This is a genomic window from Citrobacter meridianamericanus, from assembly GCF_041320245.1.
In the GTDB taxonomy this organism is placed as follows: domain Bacteria; phylum Pseudomonadota; class Gammaproteobacteria; order Enterobacterales; family Enterobacteriaceae; genus Citrobacter; species Citrobacter meridianamericanus.
Map to the genome: position 1 here is coordinate 2,569,719 of NZ_CP101036.1, position 14,102 is coordinate 2,583,820.

Here is a 14,102-nt window from a genome sequence, read left to right on the forward strand (position 1 = left end):
GCACGTGTGACAGCGTGCCATATGAAATAATAGTCTATCTTATTGAATAATTATTAATTTCCTTAGCGATCCAAAAAGTCATAGATAATACATATGTCTCTTAGGCATCTATTCTTAATGTGGGCATATCCAGGTAAACATGCCACAATACTGGCCTAAACCGGCTTAAATTTTTGCTAAATCAGGATATTAACTACCCATGAAGGGTAAATATAAAGCCGTTCTGGCACTTCTCTTATTATTGATTCTCGTGCCGTTGACGCTGGTCATGACGCTTGGCCTGTGGGTTCCCACGCTGGTGGGCGTCTGGTTGCCTGTCGGCACGCGCATCGCGCTGGATGAGAGCCCACGGCTGACACGGCATGGGCTGCATATCCCGGAGCTTCGCTATTTGGTCGATGATTGCCCACTAGCGCGTGTTACTCAGGCGGATCTTTCTCATCCCAGCCGCTGGTTGCTTAATGTCGGGACAATTGAGCTCGACTCGGCTTGCCTGGCCAAATTGCCGCAGGCTGAGCCTTCTCCGGTTGCGCCAAAAACGCTGGCAGAATGGCAATCGATGCTACCTAATACCTGGATTAACATCGACAACGTTATTCTTTCTCCCTGGCAGGAGTGGCAGGGGAAACTGTCTCTCTCGCTTACGCCTTCGACCCAGCAACTACGCTATCAGGGTGAAAAAGTTAAATTTCAGGGGCGTCTGCACGGGCAAAATCTCACGGTAAATGCGCTGGATATCGCAGCATTTGAAGGCCAGCCGCCGGTAAAACTGGTCGGTGAATTTACTATGCCGCTGGTTCCTGATGGACTACCGGTGAGCGGTCATGCGGTTGCTTCTCTGAGTTTGCCGCAGGAACCTTCGTTGGTTGACGTCGAACTGGAGTGGCAAGAAAACAGCGGGCAATTGATCGTCATGGCCCGCGATAATGCCGATCCGCTGCTCGATCTTCCGTGGGAAATAACCCGTCAGCAACTCACCATTAGCGACGGTCGCTGGAACTGGCCTTATCAAGGATTCCCGCTCAGTGGACGGTTGGGAATGAAAGTTGAAAACTGGCAGGCCGGGCTGGAAAATGCGATGGTGAGCGGGCGACTGAACATTCTGACGCAAGGCGATGCTGGTAAAGGAAACGCCGTATTAACTCTGGGACCGGGTAAGCTCGGTGTGGATAGTAGCGACATGCCGTTGCAGCTGATCGGCGAGGCGAAACAGGATGACCTGATCTTCTACGCCAAGTTACCTGCCAGACTCACCGGAAGCCTGAGCGATCCGCAGCTGGCTTTCGAGCCAGGAGCATTGCTGCGTTCGAGTGGACGTGTGATTGACTCGCTGGATATTGACGAAATTCGCTGGCCGCTGGCGGGCGTAAAAGTAACGCAACGCGGTGTGGATGGCCGTCTGCAGGCTATTTTGCGCGCGCATGAAAATCAGATGGGCGGTTTTGAGCTGCATCTGGATGGTCTGGCCAATGATTTTCTTCCTGACGCGGGGCGCTGGCAGTGGCGATACTGGGGCGAAGGCAGTTTTACGCCGATGCATGCCCGCTGGGATGTGGCGGGTAAAGGGGAATGGCATGACAACACCCTGAAGCTGTTTGATCTCTCCACCGGCTTTGACCATCTGCAATACGGCACCATGCAGGTGGAAAATCCGCGTCTGGTGATGGATGAACCGATCGTGTGGGTACGAGATGCCAGCAAACCGACATTCAGTGGCGCGCTGTCGCTGGATGCAGGGAACACCACCTTCACTGGAGGAAGCGTATTACCGCCATCAACTCTGAAATTTAGCGTGGAAGGTACCGACCCGACAGTTTTCCAGTTCAAAGGCCAGCTTCACGCGGGGGCGATTGGACCCGTACAACTTAATGGCCGCTGGGACGGGATCCGCCTGCGCGGTCAGGCCTGGTGGCCAAAACAATCGCTCACCGTTTTCCAACCGCTCATCCCACCTGACTGGAAAATGAAGCTGCGCGAAGGTGAGCTGTATGCTCAGGTCGCATTTTCAGCGGCTCCGGAGCAGGGTTTTGAAGCGGGTGGTCATGGGGTATTAAAAGGCGGTAGCGCCTGGATGCCCGATAACCAAATCAATGGCGTCGATTTTGTGTTGCCGTTTCGATTTAGTGAAAGCGCGTGGCAACTTGGCACCCGTGGACCTATTTCACTGCGTATCGCGGAAGTGGTGAATCAGGTGACGGTGAAAAATATTGCCGCCGATCTGCAGGGGGCGTATCCCTGGAGTGAAGACAATCCGTTGCTGTTAAGCGATGTCAGCGCTGAACTGCTGGGGGGCAAAGTCATCATGCAACAACTGCGAATGCCGCAGCACGATCCGGCATTATTGCGGGTGCAGAATATATCCTCCAGCGAGCTTATCAGCGCGGTTAATCCCAAACAATTCGCCATGTCTGGCCCAGTCAGCGGCGCGTTGCCGTTATGGCTGGATAACGAAAAGTGGATCATCAAAGACGGCTGGCTGACCAACCCCGGCCCCATGACGCTGCGTATTGACAAGGACACGGCGGATGCCGTCGTCAAAGATAATATGACGGCGGGTGCGGCCATTAACTGGCTGCGTTATATGGAAATAAGCCATTCCTGGACGAAAATAAATCTGGATAACCTCGGTGTTTTAACTATGCAGGCAACGGTGACCGGCAACAGTCGGGTGGATGGCAAAGTGGGAACGGTTAATTTGAATTACACCCACGAGGAAAATGTCTTTACGCTATGGCGCAGTTTGCGTTTTGGCGACAATTTACAGGCATGGCTTGAACAAAATGCAGCGCTGCCGAAAAACCATTGCACGGAAGGCAAGGAATGTGAGGAGCAACAATGAAAACGATAGCTGCGATGCTGGGTTTGCTGGCGTCATCTCTGCTGGTCGGGTGCACACCCAGAATCGAAGTGGCTGCGCCAAAAGAACCGATCACGATTAATATGAACGTCAAAATCGAACACGAGATCCATATCAAAGTCGATAAAGACGTTGAGAGCTTGTTGAAATCGCGCAGCGATCTGTTCTGAGGTTACGATGAAAAAACAGCTTGCAGTGATCCTGGTGGCTCTGAGTTTACTCAGCGGCAATGTGTGGGCCTTAACTCTGAATGAAGCCAGAACTCAGGGGCGGGTTGGCGAAACGCTTAATGGTTATCTGGTGGCATTGAAAACCGATGCCGAAACGCAGGCGCTGGTGAGTGAAATTAATAAAGCGCGAAGCGCCAGCTATCAGCAACTGGCTGAGAGCAACAACATTCCGGCTGATGAAGTGGCGAAAATGGCCGGACAAAAGCTGGTTGCCCGCGCTAAACCGGGAGAGTACGTCCAGGGCATCAATGGTAAGTGGTTACGGAAAGAATAACCTGACTTGTTAGTAAAGTCTGATTTTGAGTTCAGTCGAAAAAACTATCAGGCAGGCGGGGAGTGATTAATCTACTATAGTCAAACAGACATATTATCAAGGAATGATGATGACGCTTTATCAGATCAAACCCGCCTTTCAAGCGCTGTTACGTCCATTGATGTTTTGGCTCCATAAGAAAGGCGTCACAGCAAATCACGTTACCCTCGCCGCGATGGCGCTTTCTATTGTGACCGGTGTCGTACTGGCGATTTTCTCCCAACCTGAATTTTTTGTTCTCCTGCCAATCGTATTGTTTATTCGAATGGCGCTTAATGCACTCGATGGCATGCTGGCACGTGAATGTCACCAACAATCACGCCTTGGGGCTATTCTGAACGAGAGTGGGGATATTCTGTCCGATCTGGCGCTTTATCTGCCGTTTATGCTGCTCCCAGACAGTAACGTAATACTGGTTATGGTGATGTTGTTCTCTGCAGTAATGACTGAGTTTTGCGGCGTCCTGGCACAAACGATTAATGGCGTTCGCAGCTATGCCGGGCCGTTGGGTAAAAGTGATCGAGCGCTGGTATTTGGCGCTTGGGGTCTGGCGTTGGTTCTGTGGCCGCAGCTTGTGCAATGGAACAATCTGGTGTGGGGCGTTGCTACGCTCCTGCTGCTATGGACGGTAATTAATCGCTGTAAAAGTGCATTACGCGAAGCGGAGGGGAAATGATGCTGCTGGAGAAGTCGCTCGCAGTCATTTTTGCATTGCTGCTGGTTGCAACGGCAGTGAATGGATTACTGGTGTGGCGACGACCGGACAAAGACTGGCGGGAACTGACGTTACGTATTCGTACCTGGTGGATCATCATCATCCTGTTTTCTCTGGCTATTTTAAGTCCACACTGGCTGGCACTGACCTTTTTTGCGTTGGTGAGCTTTATGGCGTTAAAGGAGTTTTTGACGCTGGCGCCGTCGCGTCAGACCGATCGCATGCCTCTGCTGTGGATGTTCATTGCTATTCCGATTAACTACTGGCTGATTGGCATCAATTGGTATGGCATGTTTGTGGTGTTTATCCCGGTCTACGCATTTTTATTCTTACCCGTGCGGATGGTCATTGCGGGCGATACCCAGGGTTTCTTGCGCTATGCTTCGCAGCATCACTGGAGCCTGATGACCACCGTTTTTGCCTTCAGTCATGTCGCTTTTTTACTGGTTCTGCCTGATGATGGCATGCAAACTGGCGCATTGCTGGTGCTGTTTCTGGTTGGCTTAACGGAATTCAACGATATTGCGCAGTATCTGTGGGGTAAATCGATTGGGCGCATCAAAATAACGCCCAGAGTCAGTCCTAATAAGACGCTGGCGGGATTGGTTGGCGGCGTAGCGACTACCACGCTGGTGGCGTCGCTGCTTGGGCCGTTGATGACACCACTAAGCATTCCGCTGTCGCTGTTAGCGGGTTTGATTATCGGCATCAGTGGTTTTTGTGGCGATGTGGTGATGTCGGCAATCAAGCGCGATATCGGCGTGAAGGATAGCGGAACATTGCTGCCAGGTCATGGCGGGATCCTTGATCGGCTGGATTCTCTGATCTTCACCGCGCCGGTATTTTTCCATTTCATTCGCTACTTTTGCTATTAACTTATGCTGAACTCAATTCTGAGAATGCTGTTTACGTTATGCATCGTCTGGCCGGTGATTTGGCTGTGGCTTGGGCTGCGTATCAGGCATAAAGAGCGTTTGCCCACACGAGGCCCGGCAATTATTGTCGCCAATCACAACAGCCATATGGATGTTTTTGCGTTGCTTTCGCTCTTTCCGCTGTGCCGTCAGTCGTCAGTTCATCCAGTGGCTGCCGCAGACTATTTTCTGCGTAATAAAGCAATGGCCTGGTTTGCGCTAAATATTCTCAACATTATTCCCATTTCGCGAAAGGGCGGAGAAATCAATCCGCTGGCGCAGTGTGAACAGGCATTACGCAACGGTAAGATCCTGATCCTCTTTCCTGAAGGTACGCGGGGCGAGCCAGGAATATTGTCGCCGTTGAAATCTGGATTGTGGCATCTCAGTCAGCGTGTGCCGGAGGTACCGATCATTCCCGTCTGGCTACGTGGCACTGAATCTGTCATGGCGAAAGGGAATCGCATACCGCTGCCGCTGTTTATAGACGTCAATATTGGCTGCACGTTGAATTTTCATGGTGATAAACACCTCTTCATGGATGAACTAAAGCAACAACTGTTGCTGTTGGAGCAACAAACTAAAGGAATGCATTCTCATGAGTGATATTCGAGTACCTGAGGAACAACAATTTGTAACCAGCGACAGCACCGAGCTGTTTTACCGTCACTGGCCGGCAACTGCGCCGGGTGCGACACCGAAAGTGATTGTCATGTTCCATCGCGGTCACGAACACTCCGGACGACTGCAACATATCGTCGATGAGCTGGCGATGCCTGACACCGCATTCTATGCCTGGGATGCGCGCGGTCACGGCCACTCTCCGGGCCAGCGTGGCTACAGTCCTTCGCTGGCGCGTTCGGTGCAGGATGTTGAAGAGTTTGTGCGTTTTGCCGCCGCTGACAGTCATGCAGCAATGGAAGATGTGGTGGTGGTAGCTCAGAGCGTAGGCGCGGTATTGGCTGCGACCTGGGCTCACGACTATGCGCCCACCATTCGCGGGTTAGTGCTGGCGTCACCGGCGTTTAAAGTAAAATTGTATGTGCCGTTTGCGCGCCAAGGGTTGGCGTTAATGCACCGATTGCGCGGCCTGTTTTTTGTTAACTCTTATGTTAAGGGAAAATACCTGACGCACGATGCCGAGCGTGTGGCGAGCTTTAATCTTGATACTCAGATTACCCGGGCCATTGCGGTGAACATTCTGCTGGATCTCTACAAAACGGCAGAACGCATTGTCAGTGATGCCGCCGCCATTACGATGCCTGTGCAGTTGTTGGTATCCGGAGATGATTTTGTTGTGCATCGCCAGCCGCAAATTGATTTTTATCAGCGCTTGAGGAATCCGCTCAAAGAGCTGCACGTGTTGCCAGGGTTTTACCACGATACGTTGGGAGAAAAAGACCGGCATCTGGCGTTCGATAAAATGCGTGATTTTATCACCACGCTTTACGCTATGGCGCCACAGCGTTTTGATTATAGCAATGAAGATCGCTGGAGCCCTGGTGCTGATACCTGGCGGATGCTCAGCGGGGGACCCGCGCCGTATTCTCTCGACGACATTGCATACCGTGGCTTGCGCTATGGAATGAAGCTCCTGGGCACACAATCGACGGGCGTTCGTTTGGGATTCGAAACCGGTTTTGATTCCGGTAGCACGCTGGATTACGTCTATCGTAATCAGCCGCAGGGCAGCAGCGCGCTGGGACGTTTGATTGACAAAAACTACCTTAATAGCGTGGGCTGGAAAGGGATCCGTCAGCGTAAGATCCATCTGCAGATGCTGATCGGTCAGGCGGTCGCGCAACTGGCGGAGCAGGGCACGCCGGTACATGTAGTGGATATTGCTGCCGGACATGGACGATATGTGCTTGATGCGTTGGAAGGTGAAAAGGCTGTACGTTCAATTTTACTGCGTGATTACAGCGAGCTGAACGTGATTAAGGGGCGCGAAATGATCGCCAGCAGAGGTATGACTGACATCGCGCGTTTTGAACAGGGCGATGCCTTCAACCGTGAACAACTGGCTGCGCTGGAACCTCGTCCCGGTTTGGGGATTGTATCCGGTTTGTACGAGCTCTTTCCTGAGAATTCGCTGGTTAAAAACTCTCTGGCCGGGCTGGCTGATGCGATAGCGCCTGGGGGCATATTGATTTACACCGGTCAGCCGTGGCATCCGCAGCTTAAAACGATTGCCTGGTCGCTGACCAGTCATAAAGATGGCAAAGCGTGGGTGATGCGCGTGCGTACGCAGGGCGAAATGGATGCGTTGGTCCGAGAAGCGGGCTTTGATAAGTGCACACAATTGATTGATGAGTGGGGTATTTTCACCGTTTCCATGGCGGTGCGTCGTGCTTCCTGAACAGCGTAAAGTCATGGTGCAGGCCGTGGGTTGGTTATTGCTGCTGGCACCTTTTTTTTTCCTTACGTACGGCCAGGTGAATGAGTTTACCGCCTGGCAGGACGCTCAGTATCAGAACGTTGGCAGTATCGTTTTCAGCTGGGAGTCTGCCATTCCGTTTATTCCGTGGACTATTCTCCCTTACTGGAGTCTGGATCTGTTTTACGGGTTATCCCTGTTTATTTGCACCACGCGTTTCGAGCAGCGTCGGCTGGTGCTCAGGCTGGTACTGGCATCGGTGATTGCCTGCGCGGGGTTTTTACTGTTCCCGCTACAGTTTAGCTTTACCCGCCCCGAAGTGACGGGGGCGGCGGGGTGGTTATTTGCACAGCTTGAACAGTTCGATTTGCCCTATAACCAGTCGCCGTCGCTACATATCATTCTCTGTTGGCTACTGTGGCGGCATTTCAATCGCCACCTGACCGGCGGCTGGCGCAGACTGTGTGATGGCTGGTCTTTACTGATCGCGATATCGGTGCTGACCACCTGGCAGCACCATTTTATTGACGTTATCACCGGGCTGGCGGCAGGAATGCTGATTGACTGGCTGGTACCGGAACAGCGTCGCTGGCGCTGGTGTAAGCCGGATGCCGCGCGTCTGAGGCTGATGCGCCGGTACCTGTTGGGCTCGGCATTATGTTCTATTGCCGCAGTGTCGCTGACGGCATGGTTGTTATGGCCTGCACTGGCCCTCTTGATGGTCGGCTGTGGTTACGCTGGATTCGGCGCGGCCGTGATGGCTAAAAATTCGCAGGGCCGACTGCCTTGTACCGTTTACTGGCTGTCATTACCGTGGCGTGCAGGAATGTGGCTGTCAATGCGCTGGTTTACCCGCCATTTGCCCGCGGCATGTTCGGTAGCACATGGCGTCTATCTTGGTAGTTTTCCGCGCTTTGTGCCCGCGCAAAAAGCGGTGCTCGACGTGACTTTTGAGTTTTCGCGTGGGCGGGCGACGGCCTCGCGTATGTATCACTGTGTACCGATGCTGGATTTAGTGATCCCGGATGAAGCTGAACTTCAGCAGGCGGTAGGCACTCTGGAGACTCTGCGTGAGGCACAGGGCACGGTATTGGTTCACTGTGCGTTAGGACTGTCGCGCAGCGCAATGGTGATAGCGGCGTGGCTGTTACACTATGGTCATTCGACAACGGTAGAGCAGGCAGTAGCGCAGATTCGGACGAGTCGACCGCAAGTGGTACTGACTGATAAACATCTGGAGATGCTGCAACAGTGGCAACGGAAAGTGACAACGTAACAAATAGTGAAGCACTTCAGCATGGTTTGCTCCGACATACGCTGGCAAGCTGGCGGTTTATTCTGCTGTTTTCCCTCCCGCCGATGGTGTGGGTGCTGTTTGTTGCTCCATCAGGTGTACTGCGTGCCATCATAGCGTTGCTATGTGCTGTAGTCTGGTTTGGTTGTTGGCGACTGTGGCTCGATGAGCGTTATTTTTCGCTGATTAATACGCAAAACAATGAGCTGGCCGGAAGCGCGCTGTGTTTTATCTGGCGACGCGAACGGTTGAAAACGTTAACGCTGGCTGAACGCCAGTCTGGCGCATTGCAGCAATGTCGAAAAACACTGTTTCTGGTTGTGGTTCTGTGGGCTGTCTGGTTGGCGCTATTGATGTAGCGTTTGTCAGGATTATTCATCGACATCGCAATAGTTGCCACACGGCATCAAACTGAGGCTGATATAGTTCAACACCGATCGCGTCGCGGAGTGACATCATGTGGCTTTTCAAGTGGTATGTCTGGAATCGTTGGGTATTCAAGCTGTTAAGCCGGGATGTCGCTGAACCGGAACAGTTTTTGCGCCATTGCTGGGAAGAGAATCTGGCAAAGTGCAGGGATTATGCAACCATCTGGCGTGATATTAACCGCATTCACGGCAAGCAGGTTCGAGTGCAGGTAAAGAAGTAACTACAGATGAAAACCCTCCCACCGCATGGTGAGAGGGTGAGTTATCAGGCAGTGACGACGCTGTCGATAGCGGCTTTCGCATCGGATTGTGCTTTGGATGCCACTTCCGGGCCATAAGCAATCCCTTCGGCGAACACGAAGTTCACATCGGTAATCCCGATGAAGCCGAGGAAAACTTTCAGATACGGAGCGATCAGATCGGTTGGGGTATCTTTATGAATACCGCCGCGACTGGAGAGGATCACCGCACGTTTGCCGGTCACCAGACCTTCCGGACCTTTCTCCGTATAACGGAAAGTCACGCCAGCACGGGCAATCAGGTCGAAATAGTTTTTCAGCTGCGTTGGGATGTTGAAGTTATACATCGGCGCGGCGATAACAATCACATCATGCGCTTTCAGTTCTGCAATCAGCTCATCGGACAGCGCGAGCGCTTCTTGCTGGCGTGGCGTCAGCGGCGTATCGCTCGGGCGCATCGCACCCACCAGTTCGCCATCCAGCACCGGAACAGGATTTGCAGCCAGGTCACGGACGGTGATTTCATCAGCGGAATGCTTTTCACGCCACTGCTCAACAAAATAATCAGACAACTGACCAGACTGAGAGTACCCTGCCAGAATACTGGATTTAAGAACTAATACCTTGCTCATGGGTGTTTCCTTTTATGTGTTTGAAGGGGGAGGCCCCGTTGCTTGTTGACACTTTATTCACAATCCTGTCGCAGTGATAGCGCAATATATCGAATTCTATGTTCGAAATTATTGAACAACACATGAAAAGCGCCGATGTGGTACTCTATACCTATCATCTACAAGAGATTTAACCCGGCAGAACACTGCCTTTTAACGCTATGACAGAACAACAAAAATTAACCTTCAACATGCTGCAGCAACAGCTGGACTCACTGATGCTGCGCGACAGACAGCGTTTTGCTCGCCGCCTCCACGGCGTGAAGAAGGTTAAAAATCCTGATGCACAACAGGCCATTTACCAGGAGATGGCAAAAGAGATCGCGCAGGCAGCAGGTAAAGTCGTGCTGCGCGAAGCGGCTCGTCCGAAGATTACCTATCCGGAAAACCTGCCTGTTAGTCAGAAAAAGCAGGATATTCTGGAAGCCATTCGCGACCATCAGGTGGTGATTGTTGCCGGGGAAACCGGCTCTGGTAAAACCACTCAGTTGCCGAAAATCTGTATGGAGCTGGGGCGCGGGGTGAAAGGGCTGATTGGCCACACCCAACCGCGTCGTCTGGCGGCGCGCACCGTGGCGAACCGCATTGCGGAAGAGTTGCAAACTGAGCCGGGCGGCTGTATCGGGTATAAAGTCCGTTTCAGCGATCATGTCAGTGACAACACCATGGTTAAGCTGATGACCGACGGTATCCTGCTGGCGGAAATCCAGCAGGATCGGCTGCTGATGCAGTACGACACCATCATCATCGATGAAGCACATGAACGCAGTCTGAATATCGATTTTCTGCTCGGCTATTTGAAAGAACTCCTTCCGCGCCGTCCGGATCTAAAAATTATTATCACTTCGGCGACCATCGACCCGGAGCGTTTTTCAACGCATTTCAATAACGCGCCGATTATCGAAGTCTCCGGTCGAACGTACCCGGTAGAAGTGCGTTATCGCCCGATTGTTGAAGATGCAGATGACACGGAACGTGACCAACTGCAGGCAATTTTTGATGCTGTAGATGAGTTAGGCCGTGAAAGCCAGGGCGATATTCTGATCTTCATGAGCGGCGAGCGCGAAATTCGCGATACTGCCGATGCGCTGAATAAGCTGGATTTGCGCCATACCGAAGTGCTACCGCTATATGCGCGTCTTTCCAACAGTGAGCAGAACCGCGTATTCCAGTCGCACAGCGGCCGCCGTATCGTGCTGGCGACCAACGTGGCGGAAACCTCGCTAACCGTGCCGGGGATCAAATATGTGATCGACCCGGGCACTGCGCGTATCAGCCGTTACAGCTACCGTACTAAAGTTCAGCGTTTGCCGATTGAGCCGGTATCGCAGGCTTCTGCCAACCAGCGTAAAGGCCGCTGCGGTCGTGTTTCGGAAGGGATCTGTATTCGTCTGTATTCCGAAGACGATTTCCTGTCACGCCCGGAGTTTACCGACCCGGAGATCCTGCGTACCAACCTGGCATCCGTTATTTTGCAGATGACTGCGCTGGGGCTGGGTGATATCGCGGCATTCCCGTTCGTTGAAGCACCGGATAAACGCAATATTCAGGACGGGGTACGCCTGCTAGAAGAGTTGGGGGCGATAACCACCGATGAACAGGCAACCGCGTATAAGTTAACGCCGTTGGGGCGTCAGCTGTCGCAACTGCCGGTGGACCCGCGTCTGGCGCGCATGGTGCTGGAAGCGCAAAAGCATGGCTGCGTACGTGAGGCGATGATCATTACCTCGGCGCTGTCGATTCAGGATCCGCGCGAGCGTCCAATGGATAAGCAGCAGGCTTCCGACGAGAAGCACCGCCGTTTCCACGACAAAGAGTCTGATTTCCTTGCGTTTGTAAACCTGTGGAACTATCTCGGCGAGCAGCAAAAAGCGCTGTCGTCAAACCAGTTCCGTCGCCAGTGCAAACTTGATTTTCTGAACTACCTGCGCGTGCGAGAGTGGCAGGATATCTACACGCAACTGCGCCAGGTAGTGAAAGAGTTGGGTATTCCGGTTAACAGCGAACCTGCTGAGTATCGGGAAGTTCACGTTGCGCTGTTGACCGGATTACTCTCACATATCGGGATGAAAGATGCCGATAAACAAGAATTTACCGGGGCGCGTAACGCACGCTTCTCGATCTTCCCTGGTTCTGGTTTGTTTAAAAAACCACCGAAATGGACGATGGTTGCCGAGCTGGTGGAAACCAGCCGCCTGTGGGGACGTATTGCCGCACGTATCGATCCCGAGTGGGTGGAGCCGGTTGCCCAGCATCTGATCAAACGTTCATACAGTGAACCTCACTGGGAACGCGCGCAGGGCGCAGTGATGGCGACAGAAAAAGTCACCGTTTACGGCTTACCGATTGTGGCCGCCCGTAAGGTGAACTACAGCCAGATTGATCCAGTGCTGTCGCGTGAACTGTTCATCCGCCATGCGTTGGTGGAAGGCGACTGGCAAACGCGCCATGCGTTTTTCCGTGACAATCTGAAGCTACGGGCTGAGGTGGAAGAGTTAGAACACAAATCACGCCGTCGCGACATTCTGGTCGATGATGAGACGCTGTTTGAGTTTTACGACCAACGCATCAGCCATGATGTGGTCTCCGCTCGTCACTTTGACAGCTGGTGGAAAAAGGTCAGCCGTGAAACGCCCGATCTGCTCAACTTTGAAAAAAGTATGCTCATCAAAGAGGGCGCGGAAAAGATCAGTAAGCTGGATTACCCGAACTTCTGGCATCAGGGCAATCTCAAACTGCGCCTGAGTTATCAGTTCGAACCCGGAGCCGATGCGGACGGCGTGACCGTACATATTCCGTTGCCGCTGCTTAACCAGATCGAAGAGAGCGGTTTTGAATGGCAAATTCCGGGGCTGCGCCGCGAGCTGGTGATCGCCCTGATTAAATCGCTGCCGAAACCCGTTCGACGCAACTTCGTGCCTGCACCGAACTATGCGGAAGCGTTTTTAGGCCGAGTGACGCCGCTGGAATTGCCGTTACTGGACTCGTTGGAGCGTGAATTGCGCCGAATGACGGGCGTTACCGTTGACCGTGAAGACTGGCATTGGGATCAGGTGCCCGATCACCTAAAAATCACCTTCCGGGTAGTGGATGATAAGAACAAGAAGCTGCAGGAAGGGCGTTCGCTGCAGGATTTGAAAGATGCGCTAAAGGGTAAAGTTCAGGAAACATTGTCTGCGGTGGCAGATGACGGTATCGAGCAGAGCGGATTGCACATCTGGAGCTTCGGCCACCTTCCGGAAAGTTACGAGCAAAAACGCGGTAACTATAAGGTAAAAGCGTGGCCAGCGCTGGTAGATGAGCGTGACAGCGTTGCTATCAAACTGTTTGATAATCCGCTGGAGCAACAGCAGGCGATGTGGTGCGGTTTACGCCGCCTGTTGTTGTTGAATATTCCATCTCCAATCAAATATTTGCATGAGAAGCTGCCTAATAAAGCTAAGCTGGGGCTGTATTTTAACCCGTACGGTAAAGTGCTGGATTTGATTGACGACTGTATCTCCTGCGGTGTGGATCAACTGATTGACGCTAACGGCGGTCCGGTGTGGACCGAAGAGGGGTTTGCGGCACTGCATGAAAAAGTTCGGGCTGAACTGAACGATACGGTGGTGGATATTGCGAAGCAGGTCGAACAGATCCTGACTGCAGTGTTTAATATCAATAAACGTCTGAAAGGGCGCGTGGATATGACCATGGCGCTGGGACTTGCGGATATCAAATCACAGATGGGTGGGCTGGTGTACCGTGGGTTTGTTACTGGCAACGGTTTCAAACGTCTGGGCGATACGTTGCGTTATTTGCAGGCTATTGAAAAACGTCTGGAAAAGCTGGCTATCGATCCGCATCGCGATCGCGCACAGATGCTGAAAGTAGATAGCGTGCAGCAGACCTGGCAGCAGTGGTTCAATAAACTACCTCCCGCGCGGCGTGAAGATGATGATGTCAAAGAGATCCGCTGGATGATAGAAGAGCTGCGCGTCAGCTATTTTGCCCAGCAGCTTGGTACGCCGTATCCGATCTCCGATAAACGTATTCTGCAAGCGATGGAGCAGATTACGGGGTGA

The 14,102-nt window shown here is 52.6% G+C and carries 12 protein-coding genes; 11 read left to right on the top strand and 1 reads right to left on the bottom strand.

Going from position 1 to position 14,102, the window contains the following annotated elements:
- Nucleotides 1–199 precede the first annotated feature (199 nt).
- The 10 genes from NMD08_RS12360 to NMD08_RS12405 all read left to right on the top strand — a co-directional run bounded on the left by NMD08_RS12360 (nt 200) and on the right by NMD08_RS12405 (nt 9,349).
- Nucleotides 200–2,839, top strand: coding sequence for a YdbH family protein (locus NMD08_RS12360; protein WP_151219309.1), 2,640 nt, complete (start codon nt 200–202; stop codon nt 2,837–2,839).
- Nucleotides 2,836–3,027, top strand: a complete 192-nt coding sequence (locus tag NMD08_RS12365; protein WP_003020350.1) for a YnbE family lipoprotein — start codon at nt 2,836–2,838, stop codon at nt 3,025–3,027. Before NMD08_RS12360 ends, NMD08_RS12365 begins: the two co-directional genes overlap by 4 nt.
- Before the next feature lie 7 nt (nt 3,028–3,034).
- A complete protein-coding gene (locus NMD08_RS12370; protein WP_151219308.1) occupies nt 3,035–3,361 on the top strand; it encodes a YdbL family protein in 327 nt (108 codons plus the stop codon).
- A gap of 109 nt (nt 3,362–3,470) precedes the next feature.
- Nucleotides 3,471–4,076, top strand: coding sequence for a CDP-alcohol phosphatidyltransferase family protein (locus tag NMD08_RS12375; RefSeq protein ID WP_210905131.1), 606 nt, complete (start codon nt 3,471–3,473; stop codon nt 4,074–4,076).
- A complete protein-coding gene (locus NMD08_RS12380) occupies nt 4,073–4,990 on the top strand; it encodes a phosphatidate cytidylyltransferase (RefSeq protein WP_187259612.1) in 918 nt (305 codons plus the stop codon). The genes NMD08_RS12375 and NMD08_RS12380 overlap by 4 nt, the downstream gene beginning before the upstream one ends.
- Before the next feature lie 3 nt (nt 4,991–4,993).
- The gene (locus tag NMD08_RS12385) at nt 4,994–5,635 is read left to right on the top strand and encodes a lysophospholipid acyltransferase family protein (protein ID WP_370620179.1); all 642 of its coding nucleotides are present in this window, start codon (nt 4,994–4,996) and stop codon (nt 5,633–5,635) included.
- Nucleotides 5,628–7,388 (top strand): bifunctional alpha/beta hydrolase/class I SAM-dependent methyltransferase, encoded by a 1,761-nt coding sequence (locus tag NMD08_RS12390; protein ID WP_286540521.1) that lies wholly within the window; start codon nt 5,628–5,630, stop codon nt 7,386–7,388. The genes NMD08_RS12385 and NMD08_RS12390 overlap by 8 nt, the downstream gene beginning before the upstream one ends.
- Nucleotides 7,378–8,682 (top strand): phosphatase PAP2/dual specificity phosphatase family protein, encoded by a 1,305-nt coding sequence (locus NMD08_RS12395; protein WP_278237972.1) that lies wholly within the window; start codon nt 7,378–7,380, stop codon nt 8,680–8,682. The genes NMD08_RS12390 and NMD08_RS12395 overlap by 11 nt, the downstream gene beginning before the upstream one ends.
- Nucleotides 8,658–9,059: a hypothetical protein gene (locus NMD08_RS12400; RefSeq protein WP_370620180.1), complete on the top strand. Its 402-nt coding sequence runs from the start codon at nt 8,658–8,660 to the stop codon at nt 9,057–9,059. Before NMD08_RS12395 ends, NMD08_RS12400 begins: the two co-directional genes overlap by 25 nt.
- 98 nt (nt 9,060–9,157) lie before the next feature.
- Entirely contained in the window at nt 9,158–9,349 is a 192-nt protein-coding gene (locus NMD08_RS12405) for a hypothetical protein (RefSeq protein WP_151219303.1), read from the top strand.
- Nucleotides 9,350–9,393: 44 nt separating this feature from the next.
- Here the strand turns inward: NMD08_RS12405 and azoR are convergent, their stop codons facing one another.
- Nucleotides 9,394–9,999 (bottom strand): FMN-dependent NADH-azoreductase, encoded by a 606-nt coding sequence (gene azoR / locus NMD08_RS12410; protein WP_151225490.1) that lies wholly within the window; start codon nt 9,997–9,999, stop codon nt 9,394–9,396.
- Nucleotides 10,000–10,199: 200 nt separating this feature from the next.
- Between azoR and hrpA the strand changes: the two genes are divergently transcribed.
- Nucleotides 10,200–14,102, top strand: coding sequence for an ATP-dependent RNA helicase HrpA (gene hrpA, locus NMD08_RS12415; protein WP_370620181.1), 3,903 nt, complete (start codon nt 10,200–10,202; stop codon nt 14,100–14,102).